Source organism: Paenirhizobium cremeum (assembly GCF_022884085.1).
Lineage (GTDB): Bacteria > Pseudomonadota > Alphaproteobacteria > Rhizobiales > Rhizobiaceae > Allorhizobium > Allorhizobium cremeum.
The window spans coordinates 56360-76121 of sequence record NZ_JAGGCS010000020.1; the positions used below are offsets into that span (position 1 = coordinate 56360).

A 19762-nucleotide genomic window follows, 5' to 3' on the forward strand; every position below is an offset into this window, starting at 1 on the left:
TTCCTTTGCGAATCCCGTTAGATGGCAATGGCCCCGCCATCGCTGCGCGGATCGTGCGCGCCATGCATGGTGCCGTCGGCATCGATGCGGATCACACCCGCCTGCCCACCCAGCGGACTGAGCGCGCCGATGGGCGAGACGGTATGGCCGAGCGCCTGCAGGGCGGCGAACACGGCTTCCCCGGCATTTTCCTCGAGTTTCAGGCTGTCGCGGCTGTCGGAAAAGGTCTTGCCGAGCAGGAAGCGCGGCCGTGCCAGCGCTTCCGCCGGGTTAAGACCGTGGTCGATCAGCAGGCTGAGCAGCAGCGCAAGCGTCTGCGGTTGGCCGTCCGCCCCTTGCGTGCCATAGACGAGATGCGGCCGGCCGTCTTTCAGCGCGAGGCCGGGATTGAGCGTGTAGAAGGGCCGCTTTCCCGGTGCAAGACGATTGGGACTTTGCGGATCGAGGCTGAAGGCCGCCCCGCGGTTCTGCCAGAGAATGCCGGTGTCTCCTGCGACGACCCCGCTTCCCCAATCGAAATAGATGCTCTGCAAAACGCAGGCCGACCGCCCCTCGGCATCGACGGCGGCAAGAAAGGAGGTGTCACCGTGACGGTAGGCATGCGGCCAGTCCATCGCCCTGTCGGGATCGATGGCCGAGGCCTTTGCCGCGAGACGGGCAGGATCGAGCATCGCCGTCATCGGACCGATGTCGCTAAAATCCGGATCGCCGAGCCGATGACGATCGATGAAGGCCTGCTTCACCGCCTCGACGAGATAGTGGTAGTAGCCAGGGCTTGCCGATTCCATATCGGGTATCGGGTGATGGCCGAGCACACCCATGATGCCGAGCGTGGTGGTGCCCTGGGTCGGCGGCGGCGGAGCAAAGAGCGTCACATCCCGGTAATCGAGACGGGCGGGCTCTGCGAAACGGGCCTGCGTTACAGCGAGATCCGCGGATGTCAGCGGCGAACCGGCCTCGGTCAGCCCGCGGACTATGCGGGTGGCGAGTTCGCCTTCGTAGAAGGTTCTCGCACCCTCACGGGCGATGGCCTCCAATGTGCGGGCAAGCTCGGGCTGGCGTTGGATGCCCTGGCCGACGAAGAGCGTGGCAAAGCCCGGCCACATCTCGCGTTCGCCGGCGCGGAAGTCGAACCAGAAACGTTGCGAGGGGCTGACTTCGAAGCCCTCTTGGGCAAGGACAATGGACGGCTCGAGCAACCGGGCAAGTGTCTCACGACCTCCCCACCGGTCGGAGGAAAGGGAGAGCAGTTGCTGCCAGCTATCAACCATGCAGGCCGTGGTCAGCGTCGAACCCGGCCCGCGCACGGGTATCTCGCTGATATCTGCCGCACCTGCCGCTTCCGCCGCCTGTCCGATGCCGAGCAGGCAGGAAACATTCCCCGATGCATCGCCGATCATCCACACGGCATCGCCGCCGAGGCCGCAGAAATGCGGATAAAGCACGGAAAGGGCGGCTCCTGCAGCAATCACCGCCTCGATGGCATTGCCGCCGCGCTTCAGCACCTCGGCGCCGGCCTGGCTTGCCTGCCAGTGCGGCGCGACCACCATGCCCTTGCGGCTGGCTGCGGTGCTCTTGTCCGTCATCTCGCCGCCAGCGGGCTCCATCACCGCAGGACCTTGCCGTTTTCGGCGACGAGGCGTCCGGCCTTGAACACCCGGCGGTTCTTAGGCACGGCGACGACGGCCTGAGGCACGTGTTCGGCGTCGAGCGTGGTGAAATCCGCTTTTGCGCCCGGTTCGATGCCGTAGCCTTCGAGCCTCAGCGCCTTTGCGCCCCCCGATGTCACGACGTCGAAGGCAAGCGACAGTTCGGGGTCGGTGTAGAAGCCGGAGCGATAGCCGATGATTTCGGCGCGGCGCAGCATGTCGCCATCGCCGTAGGGCCACCAGGAATCGCGGATGTTGTCGCTGCCGGAAAACACCGTCACGCCTTCGCTGGCGAGAAGGGCGACCGGCGGGAAATTATGGGCCCCGGGGGCATTGGTCATGATCGCGACGCCGCTCCTGGCAATCAGGCCGGCGATCTTGCGGGCCGCATCCGCTGCCAGATCGCCAAGACCATAGGCGTGGCTCACCGCCACATGGCCCTGCATGCCGAGTGCCGTGGTGCGCGCGCAGATTTCCTCGATGGTGAAGGCGCCGAGCGTGCCGGCATCGTGCAGGTGGATATCGACATCGACGCCGTGTTTCTCTGCGACGCCGAACACGACATCGAGATGGCCGGTGACATCGCGGTCGAAGCTTCCCGGATCCAGCCCGCCGACGAGATCCGCGCCGAGCCTGACGGCCTCATCGAGCAGCGCCGGTGTGCCGGGGCTTTTCAGGATGCCGCTCTGCGGAAAGGCGACGAGCTGGATGTCGATGATCCCGAGATATTCCTCGCGCACGGCCAGGATGGTTTCGAGCGATTTCAGCCCGACCGAACCGTCGACCATCACATGGCTGCGCATGGCGAGCGAGCCATTGGCGATGCAGAGGTCGAGCTGGTTGCGGGCGCGTGTCGCCATGGGCGCGGCGTTCGCCATGTTCTCGGCCTGGAAGGTCACACGCTCATGCACGTCGAAACCGTTGGTGCAGGGCCGATGCGGTATCCACTTGTCGCCGTAGAAGCTGGTATCGAGATGGATATGCCCCTCGACGAAGCTCGGCACGAGAAGCGCGCCGGCGATATCCACTATGGACCCGGTAGCCACAGCCGATCCCGCGGCTTCGATGGTGGCGATGCGGCCGTCCTTTATGTCGATATCGACAAGGCGGCCATCCGCCAACCTGGCATTGGTGAAAACGGTATCGGTCAAAGCCTTTCGCCCCTTCTCATGCGCTCCATCGAACCCCGATGCAGGTGTGCATTGCATCATCTCTGCAAGGTATAGCGGACCCGGCGAACGGATCGCCAGATCGTTTTTTGAGGCGCCCTGAACTCAACCACTCTGAGCAGCGCGATAGGCCCGCCAGCCGCCGTAGGCGGTGATGTCCGGCTGGCCGGCGACAGCCGCGCTTTCGCAGAGGAAGCCGGTCACCTCAGAACCGTCCGCCAGCGTCAGCTTGCCGACTCCGAGCGGGGCCGGAATGCGGCCGATGAAATCGCCGAAGCCCGCAACCGGCAAGGCCCAGATCTCAACGGCCACAGGCGCGCCGCCTTCGGCGCGGATGAGACCCGGCTTTGCCGGAACGGTGCCGGTCAGCGCATAGAGCCTGTATTCGCCGCTGGTGGTAGTGGAGCGACGGAAGAAGCCGCCGCGCTCGACAAGTTCGTAGTTGAGCGGCATGCCGGTGAGATGGGCGCCGACCACGGCGATTTCCCGGTAGCCTTCCGGCAGCGGCTGTTCGGTCGCGTCCGGATAGGGGTTGTCGAACTTGGCGAGCTTGAGGCCCGTCGCCCGGTGGAAGGCGGCGGCGATGCCGGCCGCGCGGGCCTCCTCGAAACCCGGCGCGAGGAAGGTGACGCCGAGCGGCAGGCCGTCCTTGCGGAAGCCGTTGGGCACGGCGATGCCGCAAAGACCCATCAGGTTGACGAAGTTGGTGTAGATGCCGAGCCTGCTGTTCAGCTCGATCGGGTTTTCGGCGATCTCTTCCTTGGTGTAGATGGTCGGCGTTGTGGGCACCATCAGAACGGCGATGTCGTCCCATACGGCGCGAGTATCGCGCTTCAGTTCCGCGATGCGGTGGATTGCCGCGAAGGTATCGATGGCGCTGAAATTGCCGGATTTAGACAGGATCTGCCGGGTGACCGGATGGATCGCATCCCGGTATTTCTCAAGCACCCTGTCGAGGCTGAGCGCGCGTTCGGAAATCCACGGACCGTCATAGAGAATGCGCTGGGTTTCCTCGAAGGGAGTGAAATCCACCTCGACCTTCTCGCCGCCCATCGCGATGAGCCGTTCGACGGCCTCGCTGAACAGACGCTCGGCCTCGGCATCGCCGAAAAAGCGCAGGGCATCGCCTGCCGGCACGCCGAAACGGAATGTCTTGGGCGGTGCGATGGGAACCAGCGGAACGCCGTCGGCTTCCGGCTTCGAGAAGGGGTAGGACGGGTCGTAGCCGGCCATCAGGTCGAGCACCGTCATGCCGTCCTCCACCGTCAGCGAAAACACCGACAGCGTTTCGATGGTCTTCACACAGCCGCCGCCGGAGACGCAGGCATTGCTGACGAGGCCTGGCGTCGGCTTGATACCGACGATATTGTTGAAGCCCGCCGGAACGCGGCCGGAGCCGGCGGCATCGTTGGCGATGGAAAAGCTGGAAAGGCCGGCGGCAACGGAAACGCCCGAACCGGAGGAGGAGCCACCGGAGATGTAACGCTCGTCGAACACCGATGAGCAGGCGCCGTAAGGCGAGCGCATGCCGACGAGGCCGATGCCGAACTGGTCCATGTTGGTCTTGCCGATCAAAAGCGCGCCGGCGGAAAACAGCCGGTCAAGCGCCTGGCCGCTGGAGGTGGCGACATAAGCGCCTTCCTTCAGCGCATTGGTGGTCGGCAGCCCCACGATATCGTTGCAGTCCTTGACCGAGAAGGGAATGCCCCAGAGCGGCCGGCCGTCATGGCCTTCGGCTTCCAGTTCGGCGGCAGCCTTCAGCGCGGTTTCGCGCGGCACGAGATAGATCCACACATGATCGTCGCCACGCGCTTCGATGCGGTCGTAGATGGCGTTGACGACGCGGGTCGGCGTCAGCGCTCCGCTGGCATAGGCATTGCCGAGCGTGGCGAGATCGAGACTGCCCGTGGCGTCGGACCAGGTGAATTCTGACATGATGCTACTCCTGCGATGTCTTGAGAGCCGCCAGAACGTCGGCGGTGGTGGCAACGGCGCCGAACAGGCCGTTGCCGAAGGTCGTGATGCGCAATTGCGCGGTATGGCGCGGGTCGGACGTGCCCTTGCAGGCGTCGGACACCGCAAGGCATTCGAAGCCCATGTCGTTGGCCGCCCGCTGGGTGGCATGCACGATGCCTTCAGTCGGAAGGCCTGTGACGATGAGGTTGCGTACGCCGCGCCGGAGAAGCTCGTCCTCAAGTCCGGTGCGAATGAAGGCGTTGTCGCCGCCGAAATCGACGACGATGGCATCCTCGGGAAGCGCCAGCCGGTCGCTGATCTGCCATTCGCGGGAATGCCTGTCGGGCACGCGGTCGCCAAGCAGGCGGCGGCGCGCCGCAAGCGGGTCCTGCGCACCATCCGCACCCCGGCGGGCGGCGACCACGGCAACGCCTGCCGATTTCGCAGCATCGAGCAGGGATGCGGCGGCCTCGAGTTCCGCCCCGGCGGAAAGCTCGGCGATCATGCCGTTCTGGAAGCCGAGCAGCAGAAGGGCGGTATCGCGGGCAGACCAGACTCCGTCGAAAGGCCAGGCATAGGGATTGGCGGCGATGCTACGAAAGGTGCTGGGATGGTGCTCAGTCATCGGCCTTCTCCAGCATCGCCATGAACGCGGCGCGATCGGAGACGCCGCCCCAGCGGCCGCCGAAGGATTTCAGGATCTCGATGGTCGCCTCGTGATTGGGGGTCTCGACAGCGGCGGTGCAGTCTTCGAGCAGCACGCATTCGATGCCGTATTCGAAACCGTCGCGCAGGGTGGACTGCACGCAGCAATCCGAGGTGACGCCGGTGACGACGAGGCGGGTGATGCCGCGCTTTTCCAGCTCGTCAGCCAGTTCGGTGCGGTGGAACGAGGACTTGCCCGGCTTGTCGATGACGAGTTCGCCTTCGGCCGGTTCCAGTTCCGGAATGATCTGCCAGCCCGGTTCGCCCTGCACGAGGATGCGGCCGGTCTTGCCCATGTCACCGATGCCGAGACCGTGGACGCGGGTACGCCACTGCTTGTTGGCATGAAGGTCCGAGAGATCAGGCTTGTGGCCCTCGCGGGTGTGGATGACGGTGATGCCGGCTTCGCGGGCCGCGTCCAGCGCGTCGCGGATAGGCTCGATGACGGAGCGGGTGTTGGAGACGTCTTCGCCGAGCTGGTCGACCCAGCCGCCGGGCGCGCAGAAATCCACCTGCATGTCGATGATGATGAGCGCGATCTCCGCCTTCGAGACGGGACCGCCGAGCGGCCAGAAGCCGCCGTTATCAGGCGTATTCACAAGGTTACTCCCGTGTCCGGGTCGAAAACGAGGATGGCGTTGGGATCGATCGTGAAGTTGACGCTCTCGTCGCGGGAGACGCGGTGGCTGCCGTCGATGCTCGCCTTCAGCTTCGGCGAGGATTTCATCACGTCGCGGTCGTCCTCGGTCATGTCGGCATGGCCCATGGCAATCTCGCCGGAATCGAGATGCAGCAGGAGGTCAGCGCCGAGATCCTCGACGAACAGTACCTTGGCCGAGAGCATGCCCGGTCCCGTCGGGCCGGCCGCTACCTTGAAGGCCTCGGGGCGGATGCCGGCGATGACCTTGCCGCCGATGCGGGGCGAAAGCCTGTCGGCTGAAGCCGGCAGCGGCAGCAGGAAGGGGCCGATGCGCAGTGCCGGCGCGCCTTCATGGGCAACGAGGATCGCCTCCATGAAATTGATCGGCGGCGAACCGATGAAGCTTGCGACGAACATGTTGACCGGGCTGTCATAGAGCCTGCGGGGGCTGTCGAGCTGCTGCAGCGTCCCCTTGTTCATCACCGCGACCCGATGGCCCATGGTCATCGCCTCCACCTGGTCGTGGGTCACATAGACGGTGGTAACGGCGCGCATGCGCTGGAGCCGCGAGATTTCCGCGCGCATCTGGCCGCGCAGACGGGCATCGAGGTTCGAAAGCGGCTCGTCCATCAGGAAAGCGTTGGGCGAACGCACCAGCGCGCGGCCCATGGCAACGCGCTGCCGCTGGCCGCCGGAAAGGCGGGCGGGCTTGCGGTCGAGGAATTCGGTGAGTTCCAGCAGCGCCGCCGTCTCGCGTACCTTGGTCGCGACATCCTCGGAAGACGCGCCGCGGACCTTCAGCCCGAAGGCGATGTTTTCGCCGACCGTCAGATGCGGATAGAGCGCATAGGACTGGAACACCATGGCAATGTCGCGGTCGCGAGGTGCGAGATCGTTGGCGACGGTGTCGTTGATCTTCAGCGTGCCGCCGGTGATCTCTTCAAGCCCCGCGATCATGCGAAGCGCCGTGGTCTTGCCGCAACCCGACGGGCCGACAAGCACCATGAACTCGCCGTCCCTGATCGTGAGGTTCAGGTCCGTCAGCGCAGCGGACTTACCGCCCGCATAGGTCTTGGACACGTTCTGAAACGAAATCTGGGCCATCTCGGAAATCCTACTGTACGCCGTTTGTCGCGCCCTGGACGAAGTAGCGGTTCATGAACAGCGCCATCAGGACAATCGGAATTGTTGAGAAATGGGCGAGCGCGCCGAGCGTACCCCAGGTGATGTCCTTGGTGCCGTAAGCGGTGAGCAGCGCCACCGAGATCGGCTTGGAATCGAGCGTGGTCAGGAACATCGGGTGAAGGAAGTCGTTCCACGAAAACATCATGCAGAACAAAGCGCAGGCGATCATGCCGGAACGGGTGGCGGGAACCGCGACCTTGAGGAAGGCTCCCATCTGCGTGCAGCCGTCGGTCAGCGCCGCCTCCTCCATGTCGGGAGGCAGGGACTTGAAATAGGAAAACATCATCCACGTCACGAAGGCGCAGTTGAGCATGGTGTTGAATACGATGACCGCCCACCAGCTGCCGAGCAGGCCGATATCGCGCATCAGGAGATAGAAGGGGATGAGCGCCGCAATCGCCGGGATCATTCGGATCGCCAGGAAGAAATAGGCAAAGCCCGCCGCATAGCGCGACTTGGCCCGCGCGAGAGCATAGCCGGCGGGAACGCCGAGCAGCAGCGACAGGATCGTCGTACCGATGCTGATGATGAGCGAGGATCGCACCAGCGACACCACGTCGAAGGCGGCGAACGCCTTGCGGAACTGGTCGAGTGTCGGCTCGAAGAGCAGCGTCGGCGGCACGGAGAAGATCTGGTTCGAAGGCTTGTAGGCGGTGGCGATCAGCCAGCACACCGGCAGCAGGAACAGCACGGTAATAGTGAGAACGGCGGTGCGCTCGACGATGATGCGGCGTCTGGTGACCATGGCCATCGCGTTACTTCCCGTTGATCCGGACATCGGCGCGGCGCACCACCAGCATCAGCACAGTCGCCATCAGCGCGATGAACAGCAAGGTGACATTGCCAACGGCCGATGCATAGCCGACATTGAAAAACTGCAGGCCTTCCTTCACGCCCAGCATCATCAGCGTGTTCGTCGCATCGTCGGGGCCGCCGCCGGTGGTGACGAAGACCGTGTCGAAGACGCGGAAGGCATCCATGCTTCTGAGCGTCAGCGCCAGAAACACCGAAGGCAGCATCAGCGGCAGGATCAGCATGCGGAAACGCTGCCATGCAGTGGCGCCATCCACCCTTCCCGCCTCCAGAACGTCCGTCGGCAGCGCCTTCAGCCCGGCAAGCAGGATAAGGGCCATCAGCGGCGTCCACTCCCAGCAGTCGATGAGGATCAGCATCCAGAGCGCCGTGTCGCCGCTGGTCAGGAGGCCGCTGCGCGGTCCAATGCCGGCTTCGGAGAGGAAATAGCCGATAAGGCCGTAATCCGCGCCGAGCAGCGCCTTGAATATCAGGCCGACCACCAGCGGGGTGATGGTTGCGGGAATGAGCAGGAAGGCAAGCACGATGCGGTTGAAGCGGCTGTCGCGCCACAGGAGAAGCGCAAGGCCGAAGCCGAAGATGAGCTGCAGTCCGACGCTGAAGATGGTGAACTGGAAGGTGTTGAAAATGGCCTTCTGGGTCGACGGGTCCGAGAATATGTCGATGTAATTCTGGAAACCGACGAACTTGGTGCGGGCGGGCCGCAGAAGATTATAGCGGTAGAAACTGTACCAGATGCCCTGCCCGAGCGGCCACAGCCCGATGGCCGCGACATAGAGGACGGCAGGGGCTGCCATGAAGAACAGGAAAAACCTGCGACGGTCTGAGAAGCTGTAACGCACAGGTAGAACGCGCTCCACTCTAGAGCGCCTCGGGTGAAACAGGATCACCGGCGGTGCTCTGCATGTCTTGTCTTTATGCAATTCCGGAGCGCGATGCTGCGCACATGTCCGATGGAACTGCTGCAAATCCGGCATACAGTCGCCGTGACGGACCGATGCCGAAGTCTGTCATAGTGCCCGCAATTTCTCACGCGTTGCAATCGGGTGGCCGCCCGCCGTTGTCGCGGCGGCGGGCGGAGCTCTTCGTCAGAACAGTTCTTCAGCGGCGGCCTGCGCCTTGTCCAGTGCTTCCCTCGGCGTAACAGAACCGGAAAGCGCCGAGTTCACGGCGGTGCCGAGCAGATCCTGGATTTCCGGATACTGCGGAATGCGCGGACGGAACTCACCATTGCCGTGTTCGTAGGTTTCTTTGAGAACCGGCAGGAAATCGAACTTGGCGTTCAGGTCGGCGTCATCGAGCTCGCTCTTGCGGATGAAGCCGCCGGCACCGAGCATGTTGAATTCCTTGTGGATCTTCTTGCTGGTGATCCACTTGATGAAGGTCCAGGCCGCTTCCTGCTTGGTCGCATCGATATCGGCATTGATCGACAGGCCCCAGCCGCCGACGCCATATTGCGGTGTCATCCCTTCGGCAACGGGTGCAACCGAGATGCCGACCTTGCCGACGATATTCGACACCTTGGGATCGGAATAGGATGTGGCGCCGACGGACCAGGTCTGCATGAAGGCTGCGAGACCCTGGCGGAAGCTTTCCTCGCGGCCGCCCCAGTCATATTCGATGGCGCCGGGAGGGGCAGCTTCCGTGAAGAGCTTCTTGTAGACTTCAAGGCTCTTGATGTTGGCTTCGGAATTCAGCGCTGGCTTGCCGTCCTTGTCGAGGATCGAGCCGCCGAGTTGGCTGTTGTACTGCATCCAGTCTTGCGCCACGGCCGGCCCCTTCTGGCCGTTGGCGACGAAACCGTACTGCTTCTTGGCGGGATCGTTGAGCTTCAGCGCGTCTGCGACCAGTTCGTCCATGGTCTTCGGAACCGGAAGGCCGGCGGCTTCCAGGAGATCCTTGCGATAGGCGAGAACGTTGGCATAGGCGGCGAGCGGATAGGCGACATACTTGCCGTCATACTGGCCGAGCGACGTCAGGATGACCGGGTAGATATCGTCGAGATCGAGTTCAGCGGCGTCGCGCTTGACCCAGTCCGTCAGGTCGACGCTATACTTGTTTTCCGCGTAGGACCCGGCCCAGACGATATCCATGGTGACGAGGTCGTAACCTTTGGTGTCGCCGATGAAGTCGGCCGTCGTCTTGGTCAGCAGCGTGCCGTAGTCCATGATCTCGACCTTGACGTCGGCGCCCGTCTCTTCCTTGAAGGCCGGGGCGAGCGTCTGCAGCACATTGGCGAAACCGTCGTTCATCGAGGCGATCGTCAGCGTCACGCCGTCGAGAGACTTGGCCTCCGCATAGGCGGTGGACGCCATGAGCGCGAGAACCGATACCGCCAGCCTGCCGGACCGGACGGTCATGCGTGGTGAGGATAGTTTCATCATGGACTGCCAACCTCTTCTTTCTTCGGAACGGGATGAAGGCATGGTCAGTCATGACCGTTTTCAAGTCAAACAAAAATTCACATCTATCACAAAAAACATACCATCTCCACCCTCTTTGATTAATCCATTTGCAAGATGATGAAAGCGTAATCGCGATTTGATCCAATTTCAGGCAAGAATGCCTGATTTTTCATCCCATTGTTTTTGCTTTGATATTTTTGTTGCATCTGTTCAACGGCTGTTTTCCACCGGAAGATCGTCCAGGAAGGCGCGTCAACAGGTGTGCATGTGCGAAAAAATTGAAAACAACACAATCAAACACTTTACAACTTTTCCACTCTCGATACTCTGGCATCGTTCCCGGAGAAATGTCGCCATGCAGCCATCGATAGCGGATGTTCCAGCTTCCCCCTGCCCCGCATATGGAACGGCGGCGCTTGCCGCACTTGAGGCACAGGTGGCGCGCGAGCTTACCATGATCGAGGCAGGCCAGCGCGAGTGGGTGCCGCAGCGGCGCGACGCCTCGGGCGAGGTGATGGCCGATGTGGTCATTGTGGGCGCCGGGCTCTCGGGTCTATCGGTTGCCTTCGGGCTGAAACGGCAAGGCGTTCAGCGCGTGCTGCTCATCGACGCCGCACCGGAGGGCCGCGAGGGGCCGTGGGTCACGACGGCGCGCATGCGCACGCTTCGCTCGCCCAAGACCCTGACCGGGCCGGATCTCGGAATACCCTCATTGACCTACCGGGCCTGGCACGAGGCCAAATACGGAACTGAAAACTGGGACGCGCTGGACAAGATCGACCGGGTCGACTGGATGGCCTATCTCGCCTGGTTCCGCTCGGTTCTCGGACTAAAGGTGCGCAACCATACCAGACTGATCCGCATCGAGCCCGGCGAAGGATATCTGCGCCTGCTCGTGGAAGAACATGGCGCAGCGAAAGAAATTGCCAGCCGCAAAGCGGTGATCGCCACCGGCCTTGAAGGTGCAGGCCGGCTGAACGTGCCGGATGTTATCCGCGAAAACCTTGCGCGGGACCACTGGACCCACAGCGGCGAGGAGATCGATACGGGCTTTCTCGCGGGCAAACGAATCGGCGTTCTGGGAGCTGCGGCATCGAGCTTCGATTGGGCGGTGACGGCGCTGGAAGCCGGCGCCGAAAGCGTCACGGTTCTGGCGCGCTCCTCCGTCATGCCGCGCACGGAACTGCTGGACTGGTCGAACTTTCCGGGATTCCTCAATCATTTCGCCGATCTCGACGATCGCAGCCGCTATCGCTTCACCCGGCGGATGTTCGCCTTCAAGACGCCGCCGACCAACGAGATGTTCAACCGCGCCATGTTTTTCGACGCGTGCCGAATGGTGACGGGGGCGGATCTCCGCTCGGTCGCCATGGAGGGCGATGACATTCTGATCGGCACCAGCGCCGGCGATTTCCGCTTCGACCACCTGCTGCTCGGCACCGGCTACCGCGTCGATCTCGCCTGCCGGCCGGAGCTTTCCAACCTGATCGGCTCGGTTGCCACTTGGGCCGACCGCTTCGTGCCCAACGAGGGCGAGGACGACAGCGATCTGCTCGCCTATCCCTATCTCGGCCCGGCCTTCGAATTTCAGGAAAAAGTGCCGGGAGCACTGCCCATGCTCGCCGACATTCACGTCTTCAACAACGCGGCGGTTCCGAGCCTCGGACCCGTGTGCAACGGCATTACCGGTCTGAAATCCGGCGTACCGAAACTCGTCGCCGGCATCTGCCGCGGCCTCTTCCAGGCCGATGCCGAGTATTTTTACCGCTCGCTCGACGGCTACGACAAGATCCATTTCCAGCCGGAATATTGCTGCGACGGGGCGGCCTAAAGGGTGGGTGCTGCGTTTGGGGCTGACGAGGGCTTTAAGCGCCTCGGGTGAATGCAAACGAAGTGCATCACGCCGCCTTTAGGCCTTCGGCCTGCCGGCCATCTCCCCCTCCAAGGGGGAGATCGGCAGAACGGTCGGCCTCTTGCCTTCCTGACCTTCCCGCACCGTGATCGGAAAAGCACTTACGTTTGATTGGGAGCGAGCGGCATCCACTATCCAATCTCCCCCCTTGAAGGGGAGATGCCCGGCAGGGCTGAGGGGGGGGGTAACCGCGGAAGCCACCGTTGTCTTTTATCTCCCGGAACACGGAAGATAGCGGCTCACCTCAGCGCGTCGCTTCCTTCCGCTTCTCAGTGTGGCCGGCGATTGCGCCGGCCATCCGGGCGCGCATCACCGCGCGCCCCGCAAACCGTTCAGTCGCCAAACTCCACCAACCCCACGCGCCGCGCGGCGACGACCTTGTAGAGGGGGTCACCGGTGTAGCGGAATTCCTCAAAGGCCGAGAACACCAGGGAGTGATCGTGTTCGTCGTTAGAGGCGACGGCGGCGGCTGCGATGACGTCATCGGGCGGGACCGGCATGGCGCGCCAGCGATCGAGAACCTCGGGCGAAGGCGGAGCGGGCATGCCGATCTTCGGGTAGAGCGCCATGACGACTTCCCAGAAATGCATGGCGAGGCGCTGCGGTTCGTCCAGATGGGGGCTGACCAGCCGCAGCCAGTGGCAGCCGGTGACGGCATGCAGCGCCTCGAAGCTCATGGTGGCGGCAAAAAGCGCAAGCGATGCGGGCCGCATGCGTTCCAAGAGATCCGGCACCGGCGCGAGCCGTCCGAGATATCCCTGAAACGCCGGGAGCCTGCCCATGGCCTCGATCCATTTCCACAGGAGATAGGTGGGGGCATCGACATCGCGAAGCCGGGGATCGGCATGCATTTGAAGGATCGGCGCGAGCGGATCGGCGGTATCGCGGCGGTTTTCCGCCGGAATGGCCTCGAAAGACAGATAGGTGGCGGCCCAGTAGCCGAGGGCGACGGCGATTTCGGCGTCGTCATTGCGCAGCACGGCATAGGCAAGCCGCATCAGGCCATGGGTAGCGGAAGCGGCAACGCCGGGGAAGAGCCGCGGCAGATAGCGCCTTATGGTCTCGTGACCGCCGATTTCGGCGACGACGCCCGCAAAGAAGCGCCGGAGATCGCCCTCACGCTCGCGCTTTCCGAGCGCGTTTTCCCAACTGCTTTCATCAAGGGGCGTAACCGGCGCCGGCGGGAAGGGAACGGCATGGATGCGGGTGTAATGCTCTGCATATTCCTCAAGCCGCGCCGGCGAAGCGCCGAGTCTCCCCATGGCTTCCAGAACCATGGGAAGGTGATTGGCGAGCAATACAGGAAATTCGCCGCTGTGACGACCGACATCGGCAATCAGCGAAGGCAGCCGCTCACCGGCCGAGGGATCGGGATAAATGCTCTTCAGGACAGTGACCATGATCGCGAAACCGTTCTTTCGTCCCGGAAATACCCTCGTGAACGCGGGCGACAGCCTTGGGGCGCCAAACCATCATTAAATAACAATATCTAACACAAAGAAACAAAAAGCAACCTGACGCACTTTCGGTCCGGCCAGATTTATCGGCTTGTCTGGTGTTTTTCGACAGGCCCCTTTCGCGACGGAAGCACGTCACCGGGCAAAGCCGAAGGCTTCCTGCGCGTGCCGGCGATAGAGAGCAGAGCAGCCATTTTCCTGCCCTCCCGGGCGTTTCCCGATCCGGAGCGGATTACAGCAGCGGATCGATTGCCATTCGCAACCGATCGCGGGTCGAGCATATCGAGGCCTGCTCAGCCGGCGACGATGATCTCGACGCCGGCGTCGGTCAACGCCCTGTAGAGATCGCCCGTCGGCATCTCGTCGCAGATCAGCGTGTTGAACTCGGTGAGTGCGGCGACATAGACCAGCGACATGTTGTTGAACTTGGTGGAATCGCACAGCACGACACGCCGTGAGGCGCGCGACAGATAGATGCGCTTCATGTCGGTTTCTTCGAAAGAATAGTCGAAGATGCCGTCCGGGGTCAGCCCGGAAACGCCGACAAAGGCGACGTCGAACCAAAGAGACTCGAATTGGCTCATGGCGGATGGGCCGCTGGTCGACATTTCCTCGCCACGAATGCGCCCGCCCGCAAGATAGATTTCGGCGCCCTTGCCGGCGAGATGCGCCGCGCTGCGGATGCTGTTGGTGAAGATCTTGGTGTGCGGACGGACCGACAGGGTTTCCGCGACGAAATAGGTGGTCGTGCCGACATCGAGCGCGATGCTGCGGGCACCCGCCGCCAGATCGGCGGCAGCATGGGCGATGCGCCGCTTCAGGTTCTCGTTACGCACAAGACGCGTCTCGAAAGCAGGTTCCTCGCTATCGACGCTTTCGCCCGCAGACATGGCCGGAGCGCGGTCGGGCTTGACCGCGCCGCCATGGGTGCGGATCAGCTTTCCTTCTTTTTCCAACTCGACGAGATCGCGGCGAACGGTCATTTCCGATACGGAAAGCTGCTGTGCCAGTTCGCTGACCGTCACGGAGCCGACGCGGCCGATCGCTTCCACGATCGCGGCCTGCCGGACCTGCGCCAGGAATTTGGGCCGCTCGTTCGTTTTCACCGCCGACTGTTCCCTCGCCATCTGTCTCTTGTCTTTCGTCTGTCGCCAATGCCCTTGCGGCAAGGATGGATGCCAGCTTAGCCGAAAGGGAAAATGTTTCAAACAAAGCCTGTTCGAATCAAACACGCAATGCACAGACGATTATGGTCACCTCTGTGCGAAAGTACAGGTTGTGCAGGATGGGGGTGGGTGGGAGACGTGTGTGTGGCCTACCCCCCTCTACCTAACCCCCTCTGGCCTGCCGGCCATCTCCCCCACAAGGGGGGAGATCAGATGGGGATACCGCTCGCTCCCTCTCGACCGAAAATGTCATCGCATCGCTGGAAATAGAAGCGAACAAGGGTGGCCGTTCTGCGGTTCTCCCCCCTTGTGGGGGAGATGGCCGGCAGGCCAGAGGGGGTTCAGGCCACCAGCAACAGGGTCATTCGCTTCGAACGAGATAGCACGCCAAAGCGCAAACCCACTGAACCCTGCCCTACGCCCGGCGCGCGAGGCTCCCTGCTCGCTCGACCGAGAACAGCGAGACGATCTCGGAAAGTGCGGTGACCGTCANCAGGCCACCAGCAACAGGGTCATTCGCTTCGAACGAGATAGCACGCCAAAGCGCAAACCCACTGAACCCTGCCCTACGCCCGGCGCGCGAGGCTCCCTGCTCGCTCGACCGAGAACAGCGAGACGATCTCGGAAAGTGCGGTGACCGTCATGTCCGGCGTCACGCCCGCGCCCTCTGCCGCCGTAGCTTCGTCATGCGCCGTATAGAACACCGCAAAGAGGCCCGCGGCCCTTGCAGAAGCGAGACCGGTGAAACTGTCCTCGATGGCGATGATCGAACCCGCGGGAAGGCCGAGCCGTTCGGCGGCCATGCGATAGGGGATGGGTGAAGGTTTGCCTTCCGTCACGTCGTCAAGGCTGACCGAAAAGCAGATGGAAGACGCAATGCCCATTGCATCGAGATTGGCATCGACCACCGCCCGGCAGGAATTGGAAACGCAAACCTGGGGAATGCCGAGATCGGCGAGCATGCGGACGGTCTCGACGGCTCCAGGCATGGTCGTAAGACTGTGGCGATGTTCGATATAATGGCGGTTGATCGCGTCCAGCCACGCCTGCTCGGCAAGCCCCGGCGGAAAGCGCGGTTGCAGGCGCTTCCATACGTCGCCCATGTGAACGCCGCGAAACGCCATGTCCGGCAGGTCGGCGAGATCAACGCCGAAACCCTTCGATGCCGCCACCAGCGCGCGGTGATGCAGCGGTTCGCTATCCACCAGCGTGCCGTCGATATCCCAGGCGACGGCCGAAAAAACCGGCATGAAACCCGGAATGCTCACGATCCCGCCTTCCAGCGCGGCGCGAGCCGGTCATAGAGGTCGCGGTAACGGCGGTAACCCTCGCGGTAGGCCTCTACGTTTCCGGGCTGAGGCTGAAGCACTTCCGAGAAGGTGACGAAGCGCGTCACGCCCCGCCAGTCCTTCTCCAGGCCGACGCCGATTGCCGCCGTCCATGCCGCCCCGATGCAGGAGCCGGGATGGCCTGATAGCCGCTGCACCGGAGCATCGAGCACGTCAGCGACGATCTGCATCCAGACGGTGCTCTGCGAGCCGCCGTCGGAGACGAGGAAGCGCCGCGGATCGTGGCCCATGTCGATCAGAACCTCGATATGGTGGCGGATGGCATAGGCATAGGATTCCAGGAGCGCGCGCCAGAGATGACCGATATCGTGGGAAAGAGTGAGCCCTTCCACGACGCCTCGGGCTGCCGGATCATGGATCGGCGTCTTTTCCCCGAGGAGATAAGGAAGGATGGTCAGCCCGTCAGCGCCTGGCGGGCGGGCGGAAGCGAGCGTATCGAGATGCTGGTGAAGGCTTTTCCCCTCTGCCTGTGCAGCTTCGCGCTCGCCGCCGGCAAAGGTTTCGACGAACCAGTTGAGCGCCGAGCCGCCGGTCGACATGCAGCCGTTCGGCATGAACAGGCCGGGTACCAGATGATAATCGAGGAAGAGGCGCGGATCGGGCTTCACGATATCTGTTGCGGTCAGGATATCGACCGCGCCGCCGAATTTCAAAAGCACGTCGCCGGCATCGATGACCCCTGCCCCGAGCGCCGAGGCGATCATGTCGGCAGCACCTCCCACAACCGGCGTTCCGGCCGCAAGGCCGGTTTCGGCAGCGCCACGCGCATCGATCACGCCCATGATCTCATGGGAGGCGCGCTTTTGCGGGATGACGCCCGGGTCGACATGGGCGAGCCGCACCAGTTCCTCGTCGATCAGCCCCGTCGAGACATCGACGAAGCCTGCTTCGAGCGCCCAGTTCTGCTCGACCGCGTGGGTGCCGGTCAGGCGATAGTTGATGTAATCGTAGGAGCCGAACACGGTGGCGATGCGCGAGAAGACATCCGGCTCGTGGCGTTCGATCCAGCGCAGCTTGGCGGTGACCAGCTGCTGGTTGATGCCGTTGCCGGCGCGTTTCAGAAAATCGGCCTCGTCCCACTCCTGCCGGAGTTCGGCGACTTCCGCCCCGCAGCGGCCGTCGCTCTGCTGGATGCTGGGGCGCAGCACCTTGCCTTCGGCATCGAGCAGCACCACGGCCGGCAGCATGCCGGTGACACCGACGGCCTTGATCGCCGTGGCGTCGAGGCCGCTCTGCTGGAGCAGTTCCGCGACGATGGCGCGGACATTCTCCCACCATTCCGCCGGGTTCTCCTCGGCCCAGCCGGCGCGGGGAGAGGAAAGTGTCACCGAGCGGGTGGCGGTCGCCAGTATGCGGTCGGGCAGCCCGACCAGAATGCCGATGGTCGAGGTTGTCCCGATATCCAGGCCAAGAACGACGGTCATGGAGGGGTTCCGTATCAGCGCAGGGTTTCGACGACGTCCATGAAACGCTTGACGCGGCTGCCGTCAACCGCATTCCAGGTGTTGCCATCGACCTTGAAATGGGTGCCGATGACGACGCCCTGCGCCATGGAGAAAATGTCGCGGACATTGTCGATGTTCACGCCGGTATTGGCGAAGACCGGAACGTCCTTGATGACTTCGCAGACTTCGCGCAGGTCCGACTGGTTGGCCGGCTGGCCGGTGATCGGGCCGGAAACGAGGATCGCGTCGGCAAGCGAGGAGAAGACGGCGCTCTTGGCCCGAAGGGCAATCGGGCGCTGGTCAAGCGAATGGGCGAATTCCGCATTGATGTTGAACAGCATCTTCATATCCTTGCGGCCGAGATTGGCGCGCAGGCGGGCAGCACCGGCGCAATCCGGCTCCCACAGGCCCATGTCCGAAGCGAACAGGCCGGTGAAGATTTCGCGCACGAAGCTTGCACCCGTGACCGCGCCGATGGCGACGCTCGACAGCGGATCCCAGAGGTAATTGACGCCGAACGGCACCTTCAGCGACGGCTTGATCGCCTGCACGATGGCGGTCATCGCCGCGATGCTTTCCGGCGAGCCTTTGAACACATAGGGACGGTCGTTTTCATTGCCGAACATGATGGCATCGACGCCGCCGGCCTGGAGCTTTTCGACGTCCGACATCACATCGCCGATGAGCTTATCCACGCCACCATCGACGTCATAAAGTGGAGACCCCGGCAGCGCCCCGATATGGGCCATGGCAATCACGACTTTCTTTCGGGCTCCAAAGCAATCAAAAACCATTTCCAGATCCTTCAGCGGCGTCTAATTTTCGGGCGAAACTGCCCGTCCGGCGATATTTTACGGCCCGTGCCGCTGGCGCGGTGAAGGACCTTAAGGAGGAGCGGCGCAGCTCCGGAAGCCGCGACACGAATGTGAGTTGCAGGGAGCATAAACAGAGAAACGAACGCAAGCAAACAAAAAAAACATTTGATAAGTTCGATTTTGTTTCTTATCGTGTTGCAGCATAATAAGGAGTGCCCATGACCCATCCGGTTTTCCCAGAACTCAGCGGCCGTCGCGCTTTTCTCACAGGCGGCGGTACCGGGATCGGCCTTGCGATTGCCCGCGCGCTTGCGGCTCAGGGTGTGACGGTCGCCATTGCGGACATCAATCTGAAATCGGCGGAAGATGCGGCGGCGGAAATCGGCAACGGTGCGATTGCGGTGGAAATCGACGTGCGCAAGCGTTCCTCGGTCGAGGCAGCATTTTCGACAGCACTGGAAAAGCTCGGCGACATCGACATCCTGATTGCCAATGCCGGTGTCTCCACCATGCAGAAGGCGCTGGAACTGACCGACGAGGAATGGGACTTCAACTTCGATGTGAACACCCGCGGCATTTTCCTGACCAACCAGATCACCGGGCGTCATTTCTCTCAAAAAGGCAGTGGCTGCATCGTCAACACCGCATCGCTGGCCGCCAAGGTCGGCGCGCCGCTTCTGGCGCATTATTCCGCCAGCAAGTTCGCAGTGCTGGGCTGGACGCAGGCTCTGGCGAGAGAACTGGCGCCGCAGGGCATCCGGGTGAACGCCGTCTGCCCCGGCTTCGTCAAGACCGGCATGCAGAGCCGCGAAATCGAGTGGGAAGCGACATTGCGCGGCATCTCGCCGGAACAGGTGTTCAACGAATATGTCGGCCAGACGCCGCTCGGCCGCATCGAGACGCCCGAAGATGTCGCCGATGTCGTGGTCTTCCTGTGTTCGGAAAGCGCCCGCTTCATGACGGGACAGGGCATCAACGTCACCGGTGGCGTCTACATGACCTGACGCTTAAGACCGCCAGGTAGACCAGCTATTTGAGCAGGAACAGAGTTTTCGCAGGGATTATTGGTTGCGGGGGCAGGATTTGAACCTGCGGC

The 19762-nt window shown here is 62.8% G+C and carries 16 protein-coding genes; 2 read left to right on the forward strand and 14 right to left on the reverse strand.

Annotated elements, in window-relative coordinates; all coding sequences use genetic code 11:
* Positions 1-17: 17 nt before the first annotated feature.
* From J5N58_RS24235 to J5N58_RS24275, 9 genes are all read right to left on the reverse strand, one after another.
* Positions 18-1586 carry a gamma-glutamyltransferase family protein gene (locus J5N58_RS24235; protein ID WP_244713723.1) on the reverse strand — a complete coding sequence of 523 codons (1569 nt, stop codon included), beginning with the start codon at positions 1584-1586 and terminating at the stop codon, positions 18-20.
* Positions 1587-1606: 20 nt separating this feature from the next.
* Positions 1607-2800, reverse strand: a complete 1194-nt coding sequence (locus J5N58_RS24240; protein WP_113467463.1) for an amidohydrolase family protein — start codon at positions 2798-2800, stop codon at positions 1607-1609.
* A gap of 123 nt (positions 2801-2923) precedes the next feature.
* Complete coding sequence (gene atzF / locus J5N58_RS24245; protein WP_113443700.1) at positions 2924-4753, reverse strand: allophanate hydrolase; 1830 nt, start codon at positions 4751-4753, stop codon at positions 2924-2926.
* Between the two features lie 4 nt (positions 4754-4757).
* Entirely contained in the window at positions 4758-5399 is a 642-nt protein-coding gene (locus tag J5N58_RS24250) for a cysteine hydrolase family protein (protein WP_113443699.1), read from the reverse strand.
* Positions 5392-6078 (reverse strand): cysteine hydrolase family protein, encoded by a 687-nt coding sequence (locus tag J5N58_RS24255; RefSeq protein ID WP_113443698.1) that lies wholly within the window; start codon positions 6076-6078, stop codon positions 5392-5394. Before J5N58_RS24255 ends, J5N58_RS24250 begins: the two co-directional genes overlap by 8 nt.
* Positions 6075-7223, reverse strand: a complete 1149-nt coding sequence (locus J5N58_RS24260; protein WP_113443697.1) for an ABC transporter ATP-binding protein — start codon at positions 7221-7223, stop codon at positions 6075-6077. The genes J5N58_RS24255 and J5N58_RS24260 overlap by 4 nt, the downstream gene beginning before the upstream one ends.
* A 10-nt stretch (positions 7224-7233) precedes the next feature.
* Positions 7234-8055, reverse strand: a complete 822-nt coding sequence (locus tag J5N58_RS24265) for a carbohydrate ABC transporter permease (RefSeq protein WP_112828501.1) — start codon at positions 8053-8055, stop codon at positions 7234-7236.
* A 4-nt stretch (positions 8056-8059) separates the two neighbouring features.
* A complete protein-coding gene (locus J5N58_RS24270; RefSeq protein WP_112828502.1) occupies positions 8060-8959 on the reverse strand; it encodes a carbohydrate ABC transporter permease in 900 nt (299 codons plus the stop codon).
* 246 nt (positions 8960-9205) lie between these two features.
* On the reverse strand, positions 9206-10501 hold the full coding sequence (locus tag J5N58_RS24275) for an ABC transporter substrate-binding protein (RefSeq protein ID WP_244713741.1): 1296 nt from the start codon (positions 10499-10501) through the stop codon (positions 9206-9208).
* Between the two features lie 376 nt (positions 10502-10877).
* On the opposite strand from J5N58_RS24275, the gene J5N58_RS24280 reads away from it, so the two are divergent.
* The gene (locus J5N58_RS24280) at positions 10878-12353 is read left to right on the forward strand and encodes an FAD-dependent oxidoreductase (RefSeq protein ID WP_113341014.1); all 1476 of its coding nucleotides are present in this window, start codon (positions 10878-10880) and stop codon (positions 12351-12353) included.
* 413 nt (positions 12354-12766) lie between these two features.
* Here the strand turns inward: J5N58_RS24280 and J5N58_RS24285 are convergent, their stop codons facing one another.
* From J5N58_RS24285 to J5N58_RS24305, 5 genes are all read right to left on the reverse strand, one after another.
* Positions 12767-13834 carry a questin oxidase family protein gene (locus J5N58_RS24285; RefSeq protein WP_113341015.1) on the reverse strand — a complete coding sequence of 356 codons (1068 nt, stop codon included), beginning with the start codon at positions 13832-13834 and terminating at the stop codon, positions 12767-12769.
* 350 nt (positions 13835-14184) lie between these two features.
* Positions 14185-15018 (reverse strand): DeoR/GlpR family DNA-binding transcription regulator, encoded by an 834-nt coding sequence (locus J5N58_RS24290; RefSeq protein WP_112828507.1) that lies wholly within the window; start codon positions 15016-15018, stop codon positions 14185-14187.
* 605 nt (positions 15019-15623) lie between these two features.
* Positions 15624-16325, reverse strand: coding sequence for an HAD family hydrolase (locus tag J5N58_RS24295; protein ID WP_244713745.1), 702 nt, complete (start codon positions 16323-16325; stop codon positions 15624-15626).
* Positions 16322-17830: an FGGY-family carbohydrate kinase gene (locus tag J5N58_RS24300; RefSeq protein WP_113341016.1), complete on the reverse strand. Its 1509-nt coding sequence runs from the start codon at positions 17828-17830 to the stop codon at positions 16322-16324. The genes J5N58_RS24295 and J5N58_RS24300 overlap by 4 nt, the downstream gene beginning before the upstream one ends.
* A 14-nt stretch (positions 17831-17844) precedes the next feature.
* Complete coding sequence (locus J5N58_RS24305; RefSeq protein WP_244713767.1) at positions 17845-18645, reverse strand: BtpA/SgcQ family protein; 801 nt, start codon at positions 18643-18645, stop codon at positions 17845-17847.
* A gap of 239 nt (positions 18646-18884) precedes the next feature.
* Here J5N58_RS24305 and J5N58_RS24310 point away from each other — a divergent pair, with 239 nt between their 5' ends.
* Positions 18885-19670: an SDR family NAD(P)-dependent oxidoreductase gene (locus tag J5N58_RS24310; RefSeq protein WP_244713771.1), complete on the forward strand. Its 786-nt coding sequence runs from the start codon at positions 18885-18887 to the stop codon at positions 19668-19670.
* Positions 19671-19762 lie beyond the last annotated feature (92 nt).

Bases quoted from the DNA above. Each gene is read 5' to 3' on its own strand.
- J5N58_RS24235 (WP_244713723.1), bottom strand. From the start codon at position 1,586: ATGACGGACAAGAGCACCGCAGCCAGCCGCAAGGGCATGGTGGTCGCG.
- atzF (WP_113443700.1), bottom strand. From the start codon at position 4,753: ATGTCAGAATTCACCTGGTCCGACGCCACGGGCAGTCTCGATCTCGCC.
- J5N58_RS24250 (WP_113443699.1), bottom strand. From the start codon at position 5,399: ATGACTGAGCACCATCCCAGCACCTTTCGTAGCATCGCCGCCAATCCC.
- J5N58_RS24260 (WP_113443697.1), bottom strand. From the start codon at position 7,223: ATGGCCCAGATTTCGTTTCAGAACGTGTCCAAGACCTATGCGGGCGGT.
- J5N58_RS24265 (WP_112828501.1), bottom strand. From the start codon at position 8,055: ATGGCCATGGTCACCAGACGCCGCATCATCGTCGAGCGCACCGCCGTT.
- J5N58_RS24275 (WP_244713741.1), bottom strand. From the start codon at position 10,501: ATGATGAAACTATCCTCACCACGCATGACCGTCCGGTCCGGCAGGCTG.
- J5N58_RS24280 (WP_113341014.1), top strand. From the start codon at position 10,878: ATGCAGCCATCGATAGCGGATGTTCCAGCTTCCCCCTGCCCCGCATAT.
- J5N58_RS24285 (WP_113341015.1), bottom strand. From the start codon at position 13,834: ATGGTCACTGTCCTGAAGAGCATTTATCCCGATCCCTCGGCCGGTGAG.
- J5N58_RS24290 (WP_112828507.1), bottom strand. From the start codon at position 15,018: ATGGCGAGGGAACAGTCGGCGGTGAAAACGAACGAGCGGCCCAAATTC.
- J5N58_RS24300 (WP_113341016.1), bottom strand. From the start codon at position 17,830: ATGACCGTCGTTCTTGGCCTGGATATCGGGACAACCTCGACCATCGGC.
- J5N58_RS24305 (WP_244713767.1), bottom strand. From the start codon at position 18,645: ATGGTTTTTGATTGCTTTGGAGCCCGAAAGAAAGTCGTGATTGCCATG.
- J5N58_RS24310 (WP_244713771.1), top strand. From the start codon at position 18,885: ATGACCCATCCGGTTTTCCCAGAACTCAGCGGCCGTCGCGCTTTTCTC.